At 66.9% G+C, this 17,458-nt stretch carries 18 protein-coding genes and 1 other RNA gene; 8 read left to right on the forward strand and 11 right to left on the reverse strand.

The window, feature by feature from the left end:
• The coding region (locus tag HLH28_RS16305) for a metallophosphoesterase (RefSeq protein ID WP_182961163.1) at positions 1-649 on the forward strand (649 nt) is incomplete at its 5' end.
• 243 nt (positions 650-892) lie between these two features.
• Here the strand turns inward: HLH28_RS16305 and HLH28_RS16310 are convergent.
• Positions 893-1,762, reverse strand: a complete 870-nt coding sequence (locus HLH28_RS16310; protein ID WP_182961165.1) for an SDR family oxidoreductase — start codon at positions 1,760-1,762, stop codon at positions 893-895.
• Between the two features lie 77 nt (positions 1,763-1,839).
• On the opposite strand from HLH28_RS16310, the gene HLH28_RS16315 reads away from it, so the two are divergent.
• Complete coding sequence (locus HLH28_RS16315) at positions 1,840-2,265, forward strand: winged helix-turn-helix transcriptional regulator (protein ID WP_182961167.1); 426 nt, start codon at positions 1,840-1,842, stop codon at positions 2,263-2,265.
• Positions 2,266-2,407: 142 nt separating this feature from the next.
• On the opposite strand, the gene HLH28_RS16320 is transcribed toward HLH28_RS16315, so the two are convergent.
• From HLH28_RS16320 to HLH28_RS16350, 7 genes are read right to left on the reverse strand one after another with little or no spacing between them, the layout of a single operon-like run.
• Positions 2,408-4,141, reverse strand: a complete 1,734-nt coding sequence (locus HLH28_RS16320) for a GMC family oxidoreductase (protein ID WP_182961169.1) — start codon at positions 4,139-4,141, stop codon at positions 2,408-2,410.
• Positions 4,138-4,944, reverse strand: coding sequence for an ABC transporter permease (locus HLH28_RS16325; protein WP_182961171.1), 807 nt, complete (start codon positions 4,942-4,944; stop codon positions 4,138-4,140). Before HLH28_RS16325 ends, HLH28_RS16320 begins: the two co-directional genes overlap by 4 nt.
• Positions 4,941-5,843: an ABC transporter permease gene (locus tag HLH28_RS16330; RefSeq protein WP_220790143.1), complete on the reverse strand. Its 903-nt coding sequence runs from the start codon at positions 5,841-5,843 to the stop codon at positions 4,941-4,943. The genes HLH28_RS16325 and HLH28_RS16330 overlap by 4 nt, the downstream gene beginning before the upstream one ends.
• Entirely contained in the window at positions 5,819-6,856 is a 1,038-nt protein-coding gene (locus HLH28_RS16335) for an ABC transporter substrate-binding protein (RefSeq protein ID WP_182961175.1), read from the reverse strand. The genes HLH28_RS16330 and HLH28_RS16335 overlap by 25 nt, the downstream gene beginning before the upstream one ends.
• Positions 6,853-8,154 (reverse strand): NAD(P)/FAD-dependent oxidoreductase, encoded by a 1,302-nt coding sequence (locus HLH28_RS16340; protein WP_182961177.1) that lies wholly within the window; start codon positions 8,152-8,154, stop codon positions 6,853-6,855. The genes HLH28_RS16335 and HLH28_RS16340 overlap by 4 nt, the downstream gene beginning before the upstream one ends.
• An 11-nt stretch (positions 8,155-8,165) precedes the next feature.
• Complete coding sequence (locus HLH28_RS16345) at positions 8,166-8,876, reverse strand: HAD-IA family hydrolase (RefSeq protein ID WP_182961179.1); 711 nt, start codon at positions 8,874-8,876, stop codon at positions 8,166-8,168.
• 28 nt (positions 8,877-8,904) lie between these two features.
• Positions 8,905-9,990 carry an ABC transporter ATP-binding protein gene (locus HLH28_RS16350; protein ID WP_220790144.1) on the reverse strand — a complete coding sequence of 362 codons (1,086 nt, stop codon included), beginning with the start codon at positions 9,988-9,990 and terminating at the stop codon, positions 8,905-8,907.
• Positions 9,991-10,200: 210 nt separating this feature from the next.
• On the opposite strand from HLH28_RS16350, the gene HLH28_RS16355 reads away from it, so the two are divergent.
• On the forward strand, positions 10,201-11,136 hold the full coding sequence (locus HLH28_RS16355; RefSeq protein WP_182961183.1) for a LysR family transcriptional regulator: 936 nt from the start codon (positions 10,201-10,203) through the stop codon (positions 11,134-11,136).
• Between the two features lie 112 nt (positions 11,137-11,248).
• Here HLH28_RS16355 and thyX read toward each other — a convergent pair whose 3' ends face one another.
• Positions 11,249-12,199, reverse strand: coding sequence for an FAD-dependent thymidylate synthase (thyX, locus tag HLH28_RS16360; protein ID WP_182961185.1), 951 nt, complete (start codon positions 12,197-12,199; stop codon positions 11,249-11,251).
• Between the two features lie 85 nt (positions 12,200-12,284).
• Between thyX and ssrA the strand changes: the two genes are divergently transcribed.
• The 5 genes from ssrA (at position 12,285) to HLH28_RS16385 (ending at position 16,494) form a co-directional block, all read left to right on the forward strand.
• Positions 12,285-12,625, forward strand: a transfer-messenger RNA (tmRNA) gene (gene ssrA / locus HLH28_RS16365).
• A gap of 180 nt (positions 12,626-12,805) precedes the next feature.
• A complete protein-coding gene (locus tag HLH28_RS16370) occupies positions 12,806-13,357 on the forward strand; it encodes an SspB family protein (RefSeq protein WP_182961187.1) in 552 nt (183 codons plus the stop codon).
• A 100-nt stretch (positions 13,358-13,457) separates the two neighbouring features.
• Positions 13,458-15,122 (forward strand): fumarate hydratase, encoded by a 1,665-nt coding sequence (locus HLH28_RS16375; RefSeq protein ID WP_182961189.1) that lies wholly within the window; start codon positions 13,458-13,460, stop codon positions 15,120-15,122.
• A 51-nt stretch (positions 15,123-15,173) separates the two neighbouring features.
• Entirely contained in the window at positions 15,174-15,566 is a 393-nt protein-coding gene (locus HLH28_RS16380; RefSeq protein ID WP_182961191.1) for a VOC family protein, read from the forward strand.
• Positions 15,567-15,582: 16 nt separating this feature from the next.
• Entirely contained in the window at positions 15,583-16,494 is a 912-nt protein-coding gene (locus tag HLH28_RS16385) for an MIP/aquaporin family protein (protein WP_182961193.1), read from the forward strand.
• A 95-nt stretch (positions 16,495-16,589) separates the two neighbouring features.
• Here HLH28_RS16385 and HLH28_RS16390 read toward each other — a convergent pair whose 3' ends face one another.
• Together HLH28_RS16390 and HLH28_RS16395 are read right to left on the reverse strand one after the other, a co-directional pair.
• Positions 16,590-17,081: a kinase inhibitor gene (locus HLH28_RS16390; protein WP_182961195.1), complete on the reverse strand. Its 492-nt coding sequence runs from the start codon at positions 17,079-17,081 to the stop codon at positions 16,590-16,592.
• Positions 17,082-17,112: 31 nt separating this feature from the next.
• Entirely contained in the window at positions 17,113-17,334 is a 222-nt protein-coding gene (locus HLH28_RS16395; protein WP_182961197.1) for a hypothetical protein, read from the reverse strand.
• Between the last annotated feature and the right edge of the window lie 124 nt (positions 17,335-17,458).

Here is a 17,458-nt window from a genome sequence, read left to right on the forward strand (position 1 = left end):
CAAGCTTTTCCCGACGGCCTGGAGCCAGGCGATGGTAACACGGGCCAACGCCGCCGAAGCCGATCTGATCGTCGTGACGGGCGATTTCATCGACGGCTCGGTAGACATGCGCCGCACCGACATCGCGCCGCTGCAAGGGTTGCAGGCCCCGGACGGGGTTTTCGCGGTCCCCGGCAATCATGAATATTTTTTCGATTATGCCGACTGGATGCGCCATCTGTCGGATCTGGGCATGCGCATGCTTGCAAACACCCATGCGGTCGTCACGCGGGACGCCACTCACTTGGTCGTCGCCGGGGTGACGGACCTGTCCGCGCTAGGGCATGGCCACGCTGGTCCGGACCTCGACGCGGCGCTCGACGGCACGCCCCCGGGCGCGCCGGTCGTGCTGCTCGATCATCAGCCGCGCAACGCCCGATCAACCGCCGAGCGTGGCATCGCCCTTCAACTGTCGGGCCATACGCATGGCGGCATGATTCCGGGCCTCGATCGCCTCGTCGCACGCGGCAACAACGGATTCGTGTCCGGTCGCTACGATATCGGCGGCATGACGCTCTATGTCAGCAACGGCACCGGCCTATGGCCCGGCTTCGCGCTCCGGCTTGGAAAACCGTCCGAGATCACACGTTTTTCCCTGCGCTCAGGATAATCATTTTACTGACGTCCTGTGCAGAAACTCCGTTTGCCTCAACGCCTCGGGTGTCGATGCGTTTTTTCGCGTTGGATAACCGGACCGCTTTCGCCCTCGTTCGTACTATATTCGCGGTTGGCGCCCGTCTTCGACGGCGCAGGTTTCCCGCCATAAGCTCGTTTTTGGGAACGTGAGCTTGTTTGCACCCAACGCGATGGGCCGATCTCTGTGTGGCTCAAAGGTCGGCCCGCCAATGGCGATCTAGAAGAACTCGGCTACGGTTGTGCGGAAGGGGGTAGTCGGTCGTCCAATCAGCCGGGCCAGATCGCCGCCATCATCGAAGAGTGCCCCCTTCGCTACGCCCTCATCGGTGTCCGACAGGATCATGGCGAACATCTCCGGCACGCCGGCCTTGAGCAGCGCCGCTCGGTAATCCTCCGCGGTCAGATTTTGGTAGGGGAGCGGCTTGCCCGAAGCCTCTGCCACAGCGACGACGAACTCGGCCAGCGCGTAGGAAGCATCGCCGGCCAATTCGTAGGTGCGGCCAGCATGGTCGCCGCCGGCCAGCACGACCGCCGCAGCCCTGGCGTAGTCGGCGCGGGCCGCGGACGAGATACGCCCCTCCCCGGACGCGCCGAGGAATGCGCCTTGCTGCAAGGCGGGTGCGATCCGCCACGTATAAACCTCGGTGTACCATCCATTCCGCAGCAGCACGAACGGCACACCGGATTCCTTGAGCGCTGCTTCCGTTTCACGATGCTCGTCCGCGAGGAACAGCGGGGACGTGTCCGCATGAAGGATGCTGGTATAGGCGATCAGGCCAACGCCGGCGTCCTTCGCTGCGGCGATGACGTTGCGGTGCTGCGCCGTGCGCTGGCCCAGTTCGCTGCCGGAAATCAGGAGCAGCCGCTCCACGCCCGCAAGCGCATGGGTCAGCGTCTCCGGCCGGGCATAGTCGGCCACGCGGATTTCCACGCCCTTGTCGCGGATTGCGACCGCTGCCTCCTTGGCGGGATCGCGTACGCCCGCCACGATGGCGCTGGCGGGCACCGTCTCAAGCAGTGCGTCGATGACCAGGCCGCCGAGATGGCCGGTGGCAGCGCTGACGAAGAGCGTAGGTGCGGTGGGCATTGTCGGTCTTCCTTGTGGTTCGCAATCGACACAAGGTAATTAAGTGAGACCACAGACGGCGTGAAGGAGGCAGGATTTTGGGACAGGGTGAGGCAAAAGTAACCGCCCCGGCATTCGATGCCACCGTCCAATTGTTCGCCGAACGGCAGCCCGGCCAGCCGGTCGATCCACAATGCCCGGTGCGGGACGTGCTCGATCGCATCGGCGACAAATGGTCGACGCTGATACTGGGTACCCTCGCCACGGGCCCGCACCGGTTCAGTGCCGTCCAGCGTGCGATCCCGGACATTTCTAAGCGGATGCTGACGCAGACCTTTCGCGATCTGGAGCGTGATGGCCTGATCGCGCGCACGGTGTTCCCGACCAAGCCGCCCAGCGTCGAGTACCGGCTGACGCCTCTCGGCGTCACGATCCTCGAACCGCTGGCTTCCCTTGTCCGATGGGCCAATCAGAGCCATGCCGCCATCCGGGACGCCCGCCAGGCGTTCGACAAGGTTGTTTGAGGCCGCCCAGGAAGCTGCGGCGTTTCGTCAGGTTTCCTGCTGCATGATCCCTTCAGGGAAGGCAGCTATGCCACATGCCGCCCGAAACCTGCCCGTCCGTTGATCCGCCAATTCACATGATCCATGACCGCGGTCCAGGGCCTCAGGCCCTGGTGGGTTCGGGCAACGCCCGACCTGTTCCTTCACGGCGGATCATGTCTGCGATCCGTTCGGCGATCATGATGGTCGGGATGTTGGTGTTGGCGCAGGGAATCGACGGCATCAGCGATGCGTCGCACACACGCAATCCGTCGACGCCGTGGACCGCGCCGGCGGGCGAGGCGACGGCCAGCGGATCGTCGGCAGGTCCCATCCGGCAGGTGCCCGAGGCATGCCAGGTGCCGCCGACATGATAGCGCACGAAATCGTCCAGCGCCCGGTCGTCCGTCATCAGGGTCGCGGCCGTGACCCCGGGCGCCATGACGCAGTCGATCAATGTGCCGCGCCAAGGCCCCGCCATATCCAGCAGAGATGACAGGGCGCCGCGCTGGAGGGCGTTGCTGGCGCTGGGCAGGGCGATGCGGGCCACGCGGGGCGAGTAGCTGGCGGGGAATACATGTTCCCGATAGCCGTCCATATGGGGGTCGGCCAGGGCCTCCGCCCCCATGCGGAAGGCCTGCTTCAGCCGGACGAGGTCGCGTTCGTCGCTAAGCATGCGGAAATCGACCTCCGGTTCCATCGACGGATCGGCCGAGCGCAGCGTGACATGCCCGCGCGAGAAGGATTTGTTGACCCAGAAGAACAGGCATCCCACGCGCTGGCCGACCGAATGCCAGCCCGCGCGGGACAGGATCGCGGCGTGCATGTCCCCGGCCGGCGCGTCGGGCAGGCCGGAGGAATAGCGCCAGATTGCCTGCTCATGGTGTTCGGCGCGATTGCGCTCGCGCACCGCGCGGGGCAGGTAGGTCGCCACGGCGATGGACGGATGTTCCATCAGGTTGTGTCCGACGCCACGACGTTCCGCCACCATGTCGATGCCCAGGGCGTGCAGGGCCGCACCGGGGCCGATGCCCGAACGCATCAGCAGGGCTGGCGTGTGGATGCCGCCGGACGCGACGATGACCTCCCGCGCGTGCAATACCTCCCACCCGCCATTGGCGGCCGAGATCTCGGCCCCGACGGCGCGCCGGCCCTCGAACAGGATCCGGCGTGCCGTGCTTCCGGTCATGATGCGCAGGTTGGGGCGCCCCCTGACCTCCGGGGTCAGATAGGCCAGCGACGTGGGCAGGCGCGTGCCCGCGTCGCTGACGGCGACCGCGCCGCGATAGGTTCCGTCCCGCCACGGGCCGTTCTGGTCCTGCCCGATCGGGTGGCCACGCCGGGCCAGCGTGTGCATCACCCGATCGACGAAGGGCGAGAGGCGCGTGTCGTCGATGCGGCGGATGGTCAGCGGACCGCTGTCCCCGTGCAGCGGACCACCGAAATCGCGGTCGGTCTCGATCGCCCGGAACCAGGGCAGACACTCCGCCCAGGACCAGCCTTCGGCGCCCAATGCCGCCCATTCGTCGTAATCGGACGGTGCCCCGCGATTGGCCATCAGCGCGTTGATCGCCGACCCGCCGCCCAGCAGGCGGGCCTGTTCGTAGCGGCGCGTGGGGCGCGGGGCATCGTTCGATCGCGCGTGACCCATCGCGGCGGTCAGCGTGGCCCAGATATTGCGCGTGTCCAGATAGGCGCGGCCGGGATAACGGCTTTGCACGTCGGCGGGAATGTCGTCCGCGCTGATGTCGCGGCCGGCCTCCACCAGCACGACCTGTCGCCAGGAATCCTCGGACAGGCGTGCGGCCAGCACGCATCCCGCCGACCCCCCGCCCAGGATGAGATGATCGGCCGTCATGCCCGCAGGCGCCTGCGCCGTTCCGACCGGCGCGCATTCAGCATCACCGACGCCGCGACGATGCATGAGACCAGCGTGAGCATCGTGCTGATGGCCGCGATCGTCGGATCGATCTCGTCCCGCAGGGCGGTGAACATGCGCTTGGTCAGCGGCTGGTAGCGTCCGCCGGAGATGAACAGGGCGACGACCGTTTCATCCAGGCTGGCGACAAAGGCGAACAGCGCCCCGGACAGCACGCCCGGCGCAATCTGCGGCAGGGTAACGGCGAAGAACGCGCGCAGCCGGTTCATGCCCAGGCTGCGTGCCACCATCTCCTGCGCCGGGTCGAACTGTCCCAGCGCGCCCAGGACCGAGGTCAGCACATAGGGCACGCCGAGCATCGTGTTGGCCAGTACCAGACCGGTGATCGTGGCCAGCAGGCCGACCCGGGCATAGACAAGGAAGATCCCTACCCCCGTGATGACGATCGGCACCATCAGCGGCAGCAGCAGGACCAGCTTGAGCAGCTTCAGCACGCGCGTATTCGATATGTTCAGCGCATAGGCCGCCGCCGTCCCGATCACCGAGGCCAGCGCCGCGCTGGCCGCGGCGACGCCCAGGCTGACCCGTGTCGCGCGCAGCCACAGCGAACTGCCCAGATAGGCGTGATACCAGCGCAGCGACAGTGCCTTCGGCGGGAAGGTCAGGAAGCGGGATTCCGAAAACGACATCGGGATGACGATCAGCACCGGCAGGATCAGCCACAGCAATACCAGCCCGGCGAACAGGAAGGCCGCGACGCGCGCGGGAGATGTCGTCCTCATCGCGTCCCCACGATCCGGTCGATCGGCACGATGCGCCCGGCCAGGAAGAAGATCAGGAAAATGCACGCCAGCAACGCAACGCTGACCGAGGACGCCGCCCCCCATTCGTCATACAGCGCGATATTGCGCGCGATCAGCATCGACACCGTATAGGTCCGGCCGCCGCCCAGCAGTTCGGGGGTGATGTAGAACCCCAGGCTGAGCACGCACACCAGCGATGCGCCCGACAGCAGGCCGGGCAGGGACAGCGGCAGGTACACGCGGGTGAACACGAATGCGGGCGTTCCCCCCAGGCTGGCCGCCGCCGCCAGCACCTCGCGCGGGATGGTCCTGATGGTGGTATAGAGCGGCAGCACGACGAAGGGCATCAGGATATGCGTCGTCGCGACGATGGTGCCGAATTCATTGTTGACCAGGATGACCGGCCGATGGATCACGCCCAGCGCCTCCAGCGCCGAATTGACCAGGCCGGTACGCTGCAGCACGATGATCCACGCATAGGCGCGCACCAGGACGCTGGTCCACAGTGGCAGGACCACCAGAGCCAGGATCAGCGTGCGCAGCGTCGGTCCGCTCTCGGCGGCCGCCCAGGCGACGGGAAAGCCCAGCACCACGCAGGCCAGCGTCACGATGGCGGAAATCCGGAAGGTCTGCAGGAAGGTCGCGCCATAGGCGGGGTCGGTGAAAAGGCGCGCATAATGCGCCAGCGTGAAGCCGCCATCCTGCCGCACCGACTGCCAGACCAGCCACAGCAGCGGGACCAGCAGCAGCAACGCCACCAGCAGAAGGGCCGGTGTCAGCAACGACGCGGCCAGCAGGGCTTCGGCGCGGAGGGGACGGCTGGGTGCGGCGGCCACGGTGGTGGGTACTCCTGTCAATGCTGCACGAAGGTCAGCCACCGGCGCATGGCCTCGTCCCCGGCCGGCGAACTCCACCATTCGGTCGAGATCAGGGCTTGCAGGCGCGCATTGTCCGGCGTGTTGGGCAGGTCGCGCATGCGCGCGGGTGCGATCGCGCCGATCTCATAGGCGCGCGGATTGCCAGGACCGTTGTCGGTGTAGCGCGTCAGGTCGGCCTGCACCCGCCGCCCGATGGCCGCATCGACGAAACGGGTCGCCGTCGCGATATGCGGCGAGACCTTGAGGATGCACAGAGAGGTATATTGCAGCAATCCCTGGTTCCAGGTGAAGCCGACCGGCGCGCCCTCGTGCTGGACGGCGGAGACGCGGTTGCTCCACGCCATTTCCATGTCCACCTCGCCGTCGGCCAGCAATTGCGCGGCCTGCGCGCCGGAGGTCCACCAGACGGTGATATAGGGCTTGATCTGTTCCAGCTTGCGAAAGGCACGATCGAGATCGAGGGGGTAGAGCCTGTCCGGCGGTACGCCATCGGCCAGCAACGCGGCCTCGATCGTCGCCAGCGGGTTGTCGCGCAGGGCGCGGGTGCCGGGGAATTTCTTCACGTCCCAGAAATCCGCCCAGTCATGCGGCGGCGCGGTTCCGTACTTGTCGGTGTTGTAGGCCAGGACGCTGGAATAGAATTCGTATGCCACCGAATAAGGCGTCTTGTAGTCGTCGGGCAGGTCGCGCGCGTTGGGAATGGCCGCGTAATCGAGCGGCGCGATCATGCCGCGCGCTCCGCCGCGCGCGCAATCCTTGGCCGGCATGTCGACCACGTCCCAGAACGCCTTGCCGGTCGCGGTCTGCGTGCGAATCTCCGCCCAGGCGTCGGGCGCGCTGTCCTGGTCGATGGAAATCCCCAATTGCCGCGCGACAGGGTCCAGGATCGCCTGGGTCTGCGCGGCCTGGTACGATCCCCCCTGCGAAACGAAGGTGATGCCGTCGTCGGCCCGCGCCACACCGCCGTCGCCCAGCAGTATCCCGAGACAGAAACAGGCCTGCCGGACCGTCATCGGCCGATCGCATCGAGGAATTGATACCAGCCCGCAACCGCCCGCACGGCGGGTTCGCGCACGCCGTACAGCGGGATCGGCCGCCAGGGACCGGCGGTCAGCGGCCCCAGGTCCGGCTTTTCCCCGACGACGAATGCGGCGACGCGCGTCCCGATATAGGATGCCAGCGCGACCCCGGTGCCGTTATAGCCCGCCGCGTAGACCACGCGATCGTCGAACCGTCCGACATGCGGCAGGCTGTCCAGCGTCATCGCCACCAGCCCTGACCAGCGATGCGTCACCCGCACGCCGGACAATTCGGGGAACTGGCGCACCATCGCGCGCTGCAACGCGGCGAAGGCCGATGGCTTGTCGTCGCGCCCGAACGCGCCGCGCCCGCCATAGATCAGCCGGTCGCCCGATTTGCGGAACCAGCGCATCATGCGGCGGGTCTCGGTATAGCTGCGTTCGCTGGACAGCAGGCCGGCCGCCGCCCCCTGCAACGGTTCCGTCGCGATCATCGCCGAGCGGAACGGGATCACCCGCCGCTGTATGGCGCGCGTGGCGGGCGTCAGATCAGACCAGGCGTTCGACGCCAGGACGACCTGCCCGGCACGCACCATGCCGCCGGGCGTCTCCAGGCACATGTCCGCGCCGTCGCGCCATATCCTCAGTACCGGCGTGTCCTCATGCAGCGCGATGCCGTCGCGGACGACGCCGGCGGCGATGCCGCGCGCGTAATTCAGCGGATGGATGATGCCGCCATGGACGTTCAGCATGCCGCCCACGAAGCCTCGAGATCCGGTCTCGGCCGCGACCTCCCCGGCGGACAGGATCCGATAGGACGGATCGCCCAGGATCGAACGGAACCACTCGGTCTCGGCGCGCAGGCGCGCCAGGGCCCGAAGGTTGTGCGCGCAGCGCAGCGAACCGCTGGCGGAAAACGCCGCGCCGGGGATGTCGTACGCCGCGATCAGTTCGCCGACATGCTCGACGGCCTGCTGGGCCAGCATATGCATGCGCCGCGCGGTCTCGATTCCGTGGGCGCTGGCGATGTCGCCCAGCGATTGGCGGAATTTTCCCGAGACCACGCCGCCATTGCGGCCACTGGCCCCCCATCCGATCCGGTTGGCGTCCAGCACGATCGGGGACAGCCCCCGCCGGGCGAGGGACAGGGCGGTCACCAGCCCCGTATAGCCGCCCCCGACGATCGCGACATCATGGCGCACATCCTGCGCCAGCGCCGGATAGGCCACGCGCGGGACCGCCGTTTCCTGCCACAGCGAGGCGACATCCGGGAGAGGGGGCTGGTGCGGCATGATCGCTCCGTTCAGCCCGCGGTCCGTTCGGCGTCCACGGCGTCCGCCAGTTGCGCCAGCGTGGCGAAATGGAAGTCGGGCGTGGTCAGGGTGCCGGGCGCCGGCGTACCGCCGAAGCCCGCCTGCCCCTGGCGCCGTTCGATCCAGCAGGTGGTGTAATTCAGCGATTTCGCGACGCCGATATCGTGATGCTGGCTTTGCGCGACATGCAGGATTTCGGATTGCCGGTAGCCGAATGCCGACTGGCGGCCCTTGTTGTAGGCGAAGAACTGCGGATCGGGCTTCGCACATCCCGTCTCGTCGCAGGTCACGGTATCGTGGAATGGATGGCCCAGTGCCGCCTCGTAGGCCGACAGGGCCGTCCGGTCGGCATTTGTCATGGCCACCAGCCGGAAATTGCGCCGCAGCCGGGCCAGCGCCGCGACCGAATCCGCGAACGGTGCCCACCGCAGTACCGACAGCTGGAAGGCATCGGCCGTGGCTTCGTCGGCCCTGAACCCGCATTCGGCCGCCAGCGACAGATAGACGTCCTTCATCGCGAAGGACGAGCGGCCATAGAATTTGTCCCGGCCCCGCTTGTAGGGTTCGAAGATCTCGTCATCGGTGGCGACCGCCGCGCGCTCGCCGCCCAGACGCCGCACGGCGTCCAGGACGCCGGTCTCGAAATCGATCAGCGTGCCGACGACGTCGAACGTCATGACCTTGAAATCGGAAATTCTCATCTTTGGTCGTCCATGATTGGAAACATGATTATCCCGGACCGCCCGGCACGACGATCGTGTCCTGCGCGTGCAGTTCGAGTGTGACGTCATCCCCGGGGCGCGAGAGGTGCTGCCGTTCCCGGTGATTTTCCGAAACCCGCATGGCGATCCGTTCGCCGGAGGCCAGGCGGATGAACAGTCGCGTGCTGTCGCCCTGGAACAGCGTGTCGGTGACGGTCCCCCTCAGCCGGTTTCCTTCCACGGGCGCGTCCTGGCGCACGGTGGCCAGCTTTTCCGGGTGCAGGACCAGGCGCAGGTCGCCATGGTCGGGGACCGCCCGCGCGGTCGCCAGGACCATGTCCTCCAGCTGCACGAAGTGGCTGTCCAGACGCCGGACCGGCAGCAGCGTCGCCTCGCCGATGAAGCCCGCGACAAAGGCGTTGTCCGGCGCGTCGTGCAGGCCGATCGGCGTGTCCAGCTGTACGATCCGGCCCTTGTTCATGACGGCGATCCGATCGCTCATGGTCAGGGCTTCGCGCTGGTCGTGGGTGACATAGATGATGGTCGCGGCCAGGCGGGCATGCAGATGCTTCAGTTCGATCTGCATCGTCTCGCGCAACTGCTTGTCGAGGGCCGAGAGCGGTTCGTCCATCAGGATCAGCGCCGGCTCGAAGATCATCGCCCGGGCCAGGGCCACGCGCTGGCGCTGCCCGCCGGACAGTTCGGTGATGCGCCGGTGCGCGAAGCCCGACAGTTCGACCATGTCCAGCGCCGCGCGCAGGCGCTCCGGCCAGAAAATCTTCGGGACCCCGCGCGCGCGCAGGGGAAACAGGATGTTGTCGGCGACGTTCAGATGTGGAAACAGCGCGTAATTCTGGAAGACGATCCCGATATTGCGCTTGTGCGGCGCGTCCCGGGTGACGTCGCGCCCGTCGATCCACAGCGATCCGCTATCCGGCCGCACAAATCCGCCCAGCATGCCCAGCAGGGTCGATTTCCCCGATCCCGACGGGCCGAGGATCGACAGGAATTCACCCTTTCGGACATCGAGCGACACCGTGTCGAGCGCGGTGAACGTCCCGTACCGCTTCGACACGGCGCGGATCGAAACCCCGTCGGGCGCGGCGCCGGTCATGTCCGCCATGTCATGCTGTATGTGCGGTCCATCAGCCTCCCCTGGTCCGGTCGTTTCGATATCGGCGCGGTAGACCGGCGACATAAATCGTTAAATCAACAGGATTTATCTAGGTGCTGCGGCGTTGGCGCCGTCCTTGCCCAATCAGACAAACGCAGGCCGTTGCGAATTGCAATTGAAAAAAAGGCCGCGTCGAGATTACATCATGTAATGTCGATACGCCGCCAGACCTTCCCGTCGATGAACGGCCTCGTGACCTTCGAGGCCGCCGTGCGTTGTGGCAGCTTCGCCCTTGCCGCGGCCGAACTGAACGTGACGCCGCCGGCCGTCAGCCGCATGGTCGCGCGTCTGGAATCCGGCCTGAAAACCAGGCTGCTGATCCGCGCACCGCACGGCGTCGTTCCCAACGAGCCGGGACGGATCCTGTTCGACGCCATCGCCCGGGGCTTTTCCGGCATCGAGGCCGCGATCCGCGAGATCGAGGACCGTCGCGACGGGGTCGAGACCGTCACGCTGTCCCTCTCCACCGGCTTTACGACCCACTGGCTGATGCCGCGCCTGCCGGCGTTCAAGGCCAGTTTCCCGGGGGTCGATCTGCGGTTCGACCTCATCATGGGAGCGCTGGCGGGCCCTGTGCATGACGTGGATCTGGGCATGCGCTTCATCACCGTGCCCGAAGCGGGGCATGAGAGCGTCGCCATCATGCCCGAGACCATCGTGCCGGTCCGAAGCCCGTCCTTTCAGCTCGATCCCGGCATGACGGGTGCGCTGGCGTCGCTGCTGGCGGTGCGTCAGGGGGGCGTGTCGACCGTCAATCATGACTGGTCCACGCTCTTTCTCACCCATGGAGCCGATGCGATGGGCGATACGATGATTTTTACCGACTATGCCATTGTCGTACAGGCCGCGATCCTGGGACAAGGCGTGGCGCTGGGATGGCTCAACGTCGTCGCGCGCTGGTTGCGGGTGGGCGTCCTGCGGCCCATCGACGGGCATGTCGCCAGAACCGGCCGCGTCTGCCATCTCGTCCGGCGCAGTGATCGGCCCCTCCGGCCCGTGGTGGGCCGGGTGCGCGACTGGCTGGTCAGCGAACTGCAGGACGATGTGGCGGCCGTGGGCCGGGAATTTCCGGCCCTGGCGCCGTAGCGCCATCCCCGTCGGCCGCGTTCGCTTTCGGAACGGCCGTTTTGAACGGCAGGTTTCCGGCGCCGGGATTGGTGGAACGCTCTCCTCGCCCAGGCAAGGGAACGGTCGGGTTTCAGCGGGCGCGCGACCCGATTTCGGGCAGCAGGGCGATCAGTTCCGTCGCTTCGCGCTTCGACAGGCCGGCCGCCTGCAGGTCGACGGTCCCGTCTCCGGCCAGGATCGCACGCAGGGCGCGTAGCGCCGGGCCGGACAGCAGGGCAGCTTCCTGCATGTAGTCGCGGAACGCCTCGTAGGTCTGGGGCGCCCAGCGTTCGACCAGTGTCAGGATCGCGTCGGCATAGGCGCGGATTTCGTACTGGGCGTGGGCGTCGGCGCGCAGGCGCAGGAAATGCAGCAGGTTCCACAGATTGATCTGCCAGTAGAACTGCGTCATCACGTTGACCGGCAGGGTCATGCGCGCCAGTTCCCGCGCCACCACCGGGCGGTCCGGGTCGACGACGTTGCCGTCCTCGTCCTGGTTCAGCATCTCCAGATAATGGTCGTAGCAGCGCGTGGCGTCCTCGCGCAGCAGGTCCAGCACATGTTCGGCGGCCTCCATGGGCAGGATGTCGCCGCGGCCCTGCTTGTTGCTGGACGATTGGCGGGCGATGTCCTCGGGCCGGGGGAAATAGAATTCCTTTTCCAGCACCGAATAGCGCGCGGAATATTCGTTGATGCTGGCGGTGCGGTGGCGGAACCACTGCCGGGTGACGAAGATGGGCGCGCGGACGTGGAACTTCGCCACCGCCAGTTCGAACGGGCTGGTATGCCGGTTGCGCATCAGGTAGCGGATCAGCCCCCGGTCGTCCGAGGTGCTGCGCGTGCCCTTGCCGTACGACACGCGCGCGCCCTGCACGATGGCCTCGTCGCCGCCCATGTAGTCGATCAGGCGGACGAATCCGGTCTGCAGCACCGGCAGGGGGGTATACAGCGCCTCTTCCGCCGCCGGGACGACGGTACGGCGGGTCTGGGTCCAGCCGGCGCGGGCGGCGTCGATCTGCGATTGCTGGTCCGTTGAAAACATCTGCTTCCCGCCCTGTCCGTGTGGTCCGATGGGCGCGCATATCACGAAACCGCCGGGTTCGCGACCGCGCCGTGCCGCGCGTGCACCGCTTGCCAACGGACGGCGCGGACCCTATATCCCATGGTGCCGGAGGGGTTCGCCCCTTGGCTATGGCGATAAACGGCACGTGGAATAAATGTTGTGGACCCGGGGGCGGTACCCGGCGTCTCCACCAGAACTCTCTCCGCTACGACCCTTCGGGGCAGGGGAGCAATGGGGACGAAACAGGCTCGACACGCATGGTAAAGACCTGCCTTTTGCCCGGTATTGTACCACCGTCATCGGGCTAAATCACAAGTGCCAACGATAACTCTGAGGTGCTCGCTGTCGCTGCATAAGTGACAAGCGCGGTTCGGGAGGGCACCGGGCAACAGAAGCCCTCCCACTTTGCCGCCCGGTCGTGGCATCATGTCCGCTTCGTGAAGCTGATCCGCGGGTCCGTCCCTTGCAAGGGGACGGCGTTTGACGCATGGCTTGGACCTGTGGCACGGCGTGGCGCGAACCAGCATGGCCATCAAGTGCCGGTCGCCCGATCCAGGGGAGACCGGACGGTACGGAGAAGTCCGCATGTCCGACGATCACGATGAGGAAAACGGTTTCGACGCCGCGATTCCCGACAGCCTCATACCCTACGACGCCTGGATCGAGGATGCGTACCGCGAGGTCATGCTGCGCGCACTGGACCAGGTCGGCCGTGACGGCCTGCCGGACGGGCATCATTTCTACATCACGTTCCTGACCGGCTGGCCGGGCGTGGAAATGCCGGCCCGGTTGCGCGCCCAGTACCCGCACGAGATCACGATCGTGCTGCAGCATCAGTTCTGGGATCTGAAGGTCGACCGCGCGGCGCAGACCGTGTCGGTCGGCCTGTCCTTCGGCGGCGTCGGATCGATCCTGGTCATTCCCGTCGCCGCCATCACGGCCTTCGCCGACCCCCATGTCCGGCTGGCCCTGCGCTTCACCGCGCCGGAGCCGGAGGCGGAGAACGAAGAGTCCGCCCAGCCGGACGCGGAGGCCACGGCCCCCGCCCCGGCGGGGGACGAGCCGGTTGAGGAGCCGGCCTCGTCGCAGGTGGTCAGCCTTGCGGCCTTTCGGAAGAAAGGACCGGGCCAGGGCTGAACCGCACGTCATCCGGAGCGCCCGGATGCGGCCGGGCGTCCCGTGAACCGCTACCACCCGGAACCAATCCGGGGGAGACAGGCACAAGGGAGATCGTCCGTTGAATGTTTCAACCACCCCGCCGAAGCCGGCGCTCAAGCCATTCGTCTATGGCCCCCTCTTTCCCGCCCACGACGACGACACGCCGTGGAAGAAGCTGGACATCGAGGGCGTGCACACCACGGTCTGCGACGGGCGGACCGTGCTGCATGTCCGGCCCGAGGCCCTGAGCGAACTGGCGGCCCGCGCCTTCCACGACATCGCCCACCTGCTGCGGCCGGGCCATCTGGCGCAGCTGGCCAGGATCCTGAAGGACCCCGAGGCCTCGGACAATGACCGCTTCGTCGCGCTGGACCTGCTGAAGAACGCCTGCATCGCCGCCGGCGGCGTGCTGCCGATGTGCCAGGATACCGGCACGGCCATCGTCTACGGCAAGAAGGGCCAGCGCGTCTGGGTCGACGGGAATGAGGAAGAGGCGTTCTCGCGCGGGGTCTACGACACCTATACCCGCACCAGCCTGCGCTATTCCCAGATGGCGCCCCTGTCGATGTTCGAGGAAGTGAACACCGGCACCAACCTGCCGGTACAGTTCCATATCTCGGCAGCGCCCGGCGATTATCATGCCGAACAGATGGACCTGATGTTCATCGCCAAGGGCGGCGGGTCGGCCAACAAGACGTTCCTGTTCCAGGAAACCCGGGCCCTGCTGTCCAGCAAGGAAAACCTGCTGAAATGGCTGGACGTCAAGGTCCGCACGCTGGGCACCTCGGCCTGCCCGCCCTACCATCTGGCGGTGGTGATCGGCGGCATGTCGGCCGAACAGACGCTGGAGACGGTGAAGCTGGCCTCGACGCGCTGGCTGGATACCCTGCCGACCCAGGGCAGCCCGCTGGGCCACGCCTTCCGCGACCTGGAGATGGAGCAGGAGATCCTGAAGCTGACGCAGCATCTGGGCATCGGCGCCCAGTTCGGCGGCAAATATTTCTGCCACGATGTGCGGGTCGTGCGCCTGCCGCGCCATGGTGCGTCGCTGCCGGTGGGGATCGGCGTATCGTGCTCGGCCGACCGGCAGGTCAAGGCGCGGATCAGCGCGGACGGCATTTTCCTCGAACAGCTGGAAACCGACCCGGCCCGCTTCCTGCCGGAAACGACGGACGAGCATCTGGACGGCGATGTCGTGCAGGTCGATTTGAACCAGCCGATGGCCGAAATCCGCGCCCTGCTGTCGCGCTATCCCGTCCGCACGCGCCTGTCGCTCACCGGCACGATGGTGGTGGCCCGCGATATCGCCCATGCCAAGTTCCGCGAACGGCTGGAGCGCGGCGAGGGGCTGCCCGACTATCTGAAGGATCATCCGGTCTATTACGCCGGTCCGGCCAAGACGCCCGACGGGCTGCCCACCGGATCGTTCGGCCCGACGACGGCGGGGCGGATGGACAGCTATGTCGCCATGCTTCAGGAAGCCGGCGGATCGTTCGTCATGCTGGCCAAGGGCAACCGCTCCAAGGCGGTGCGCGAGGCATGCCATAAATATGGCGGCTTCTATCTGGGATCGGTCGGCGGCCCGGCGGCGCGGCTGGCGAAGGATTGCATCCGCAAGGTCGAAGTCCTGGAATATCCGGAACTGGGCATGGAAGCGGTCTGGAAGATCGAGGTCGAGAATTTCCCCGCCTTCATCGTCATCGACGACAAGGGCAATGATTTCTACGATGGCCTGACGGGCTGAGGCCGGGCGATCGCGCCCGGCAAGCCCGACAGCAAGGGAGATCCCCGTTCCATGCGCTTTACCGTCGATCGGCTGGACCATGTCGTCATCACCGTCCGCAACCTGGAGGTTTCGGCGTCCTGGTATCAGCGGGTGCTGGGCATGGAGCGGGAGGAATACGGCCGCAACAACCGGACGGCGCTGAAATTCGGCGGCCAGAAGATCAACCTCCGCCCCCATGGGGCGGAGGGCTGGGCCACAGCCGACGACGCGCTGCCGGGCACCAGCGATCTGTGCTTCATCACTGCCGTGTCCAGTGGCGACGTGATCGAACATCTGGAAGGCTGCGGCGTCACGGTGACCGAGGGGCCGGTGGCGCGCCTGGGGGCGCTGGGGCCCATTACCTCGGTCTATTGCCAGGACCCGGATGGCAATCTGATCGAGATCGGGTCCTACCAGGGATAGCGTCCGGGGGACTGCAATGACCGGCGTGCCTTCTTCTCCGCCGCCCGTCGCGCCGGCGGACGATCCGGCGCTCTATCCCCATCCGCATGACCGTCCGCTGGCCGGCGAGCCCCATCCCGACCGGCTGGTCCATCCGCGCCTGTATGCGTGCGAATGCGCGGGCACGGTCCTGCTGATGGTCTTCGGGGTTGCCACCAATGTGCTGCTGGGGGCGGCATCCAGCCCGGTGGGGCGAGTCCTGTCGGCCTATCCCGCCTTGCAGGTCGCCTTGCAGGGCCTGTTTTTCGGCATGGGGGGCTCGATCGCGGCGCTGTCGCCCTTCGGGCGGGTCAGCGGCGGGCATGTCAGCCCATCGGTGACCCTGGCCTTCACCCTGGCTGGTCGTCTGGCCTGGCGGGACATGATCGGCTACATGGCCGCCCAGCTGGCGGGGGCCATCATCGGAACGGGACTGGTCGCGCTGGCCGGCCTGCTGTGGCCGCGCTGGGGCAGGTGGGCGGACGTCACGCATTTCGCCGCGACCGTGCCCTACGACCGGGTGCCGCTGTCCTGGGCCTTCACCGGCGAGGCCTGCACCACCGCGCTGCTGATCACGGCCCTGCTCTTCACCGGGGGACATGCCCGCCTGCGCTGGGCGACGCCGCTGCTGGCCGGCCCGCTGTTCTTCACCTTGAACCCGTTTGAGGCCTGGCTGTCGGGCGACAGCACCAACCTGGCGCGCAGCCTGGGGCCGGCGCTGTTCTCCGGCCAGTGGCAGGGGTTCTGGATCTATTGCGTCGCCCCGTTCCTGGGGGCCGCGGCGACGGTGCTGATGATGCGCCTGCAGATGTTCGGCGAAATGCACCTGCACGAAGCCCGCATCGCCCATTTTGGCCACCATGGCCGGGCGCCCTTCCTGTTGCCCTGGCGGCGCAACCGGGAATCCTGAGGCGGAGTTTTTAGGCTTTGCCCGAACCCACCAGGGCCCGAGGCGCTGGACCCCGATCATGGATAATAACCGGGGTCCAAGGACGACAGCCCTGCCTAGGCGTCCTTGCCGAAGGTTGCCGTCAGGCTGGCCGAGCCCAGGGCATGGCTGTGCACGAAGAAGCCCACCATCGCCCCCGATGCGTCGGACGGCAGGGTCAGGGTTTCGGTGTCCAGCGCGTGCACGGTGAAGATGTAGCGATGGGCCGGCCCCGGCGGGGGCGCCGCGCCGCCATAGGCGTTCCCGCCGAAATCGGTGCGGGTCATCGACGCGCCTTCCGGCAGGTCGGCGTCGCCCGATCCCGCGCCGGCGGGCAGCGCGGTCACGGTGGCGGGGATGTTGATCACCACCCAGTGCCACCATCCCGACCCGGTCGGCGCGTCGGGATCGTACAGGGTGACGACGAAGCTGCGGGTTCCCTCGGGCGCGCCGCTCCAGGCCAGCGGGGGGGAGATGTTGCCACCCCGATAGCCCATGCCGTCGAACACCTGCGCGTCGGGCAGGCGCCCGCCTTCGGTAAAGGCGCGGCTTGTCAGCGTGAATGTCATGTCCGTGTCCTGTCCGTGGAGGGAAGGCGTTTTACCAGTTCTTGCTGACCAGCCAGAATTCCTCGGACGTCAGGGTGACGACCCCGCCGCCGGCCGGCGATTCGGCCGCCGCCTCGGACAGGGCCGCGATGCGCTGGACCATCAGGGTCTTGCGGACATGCGCCTCGGACGTCTCGGGGTTGGCTTCCAGCACGCTCAACGCGGTCTTGCAGGCCTTGGCGACGCGCGCGGCATCCAGTGCGGCATAGGACATCGGTCTCGTTCCCGTTTCATGGCCCGGGGCGGCCGCCCATAGGCACTCGGTTATCTGGAGAAGGTCGGACTCCATCCCATTCATAAAGTCTGGGGTTTCCAAAGGGCAATGCCCTTTGGTGGGG

Origin of the sequence: Gluconacetobacter tumulisoli (assembly GCF_014174155.1) — a bacterium.
GTDB classification, from domain to species: domain Bacteria; phylum Pseudomonadota; class Alphaproteobacteria; order Acetobacterales; family Acetobacteraceae; genus Gluconacetobacter; species Gluconacetobacter tumulisoli.

Bases quoted from the DNA above. Each gene is read 5' to 3' on its own strand.
- HLH28_RS16310 (WP_182961165.1), bottom strand. From the start codon at position 1,762: ATGCCCACCGCACCTACGCTCTTCGTCAGCGCTGCCACCGGCCATCTC.
- HLH28_RS16320 (WP_182961169.1), bottom strand. From the start codon at position 4,141: ATGACGGCCGATCATCTCATCCTGGGCGGGGGGTCGGCGGGATGCGTG.
- HLH28_RS16325 (WP_182961171.1), bottom strand. From the start codon at position 4,944: ATGAGGACGACATCTCCCGCGCGCGTCGCGGCCTTCCTGTTCGCCGGG.
- HLH28_RS16335 (WP_182961175.1), bottom strand. From the start codon at position 6,856: ATGACGGTCCGGCAGGCCTGTTTCTGTCTCGGGATACTGCTGGGCGAC.
- HLH28_RS16340 (WP_182961177.1), bottom strand. From the start codon at position 8,154: ATGCCGCACCAGCCCCCTCTCCCGGATGTCGCCTCGCTGTGGCAGGAA.
- HLH28_RS16345 (WP_182961179.1), bottom strand. From the start codon at position 8,876: ATGAGAATTTCCGATTTCAAGGTCATGACGTTCGACGTCGTCGGCACG.
- HLH28_RS16350 (WP_220790144.1), bottom strand. From the start codon at position 9,990: ATGACCGGCGCCGCGCCCGACGGGGTTTCGATCCGCGCCGTGTCGAAG.
- HLH28_RS16355 (WP_182961183.1), top strand. From the start codon at position 10,201: ATGTCGATACGCCGCCAGACCTTCCCGTCGATGAACGGCCTCGTGACC.
- thyX (WP_182961185.1), bottom strand. From the start codon at position 12,199: ATGTTTTCAACGGACCAGCAATCGCAGATCGACGCCGCCCGCGCCGGC.
- HLH28_RS16370 (WP_182961187.1), top strand. From the start codon at position 12,806: ATGTCCGACGATCACGATGAGGAAAACGGTTTCGACGCCGCGATTCCC.
- HLH28_RS16380 (WP_182961191.1), top strand. From the start codon at position 15,174: ATGCGCTTTACCGTCGATCGGCTGGACCATGTCGTCATCACCGTCCGC.
- HLH28_RS16385 (WP_182961193.1), top strand. From the start codon at position 15,583: ATGACCGGCGTGCCTTCTTCTCCGCCGCCCGTCGCGCCGGCGGACGAT.
- HLH28_RS16390 (WP_182961195.1), bottom strand. From the start codon at position 17,081: ATGACATTCACGCTGACAAGCCGCGCCTTTACCGAAGGCGGGCGCCTG.
- HLH28_RS16395 (WP_182961197.1), bottom strand. From the start codon at position 17,334: ATGTCCTATGCCGCACTGGATGCCGCGCGCGTCGCCAAGGCCTGCAAG.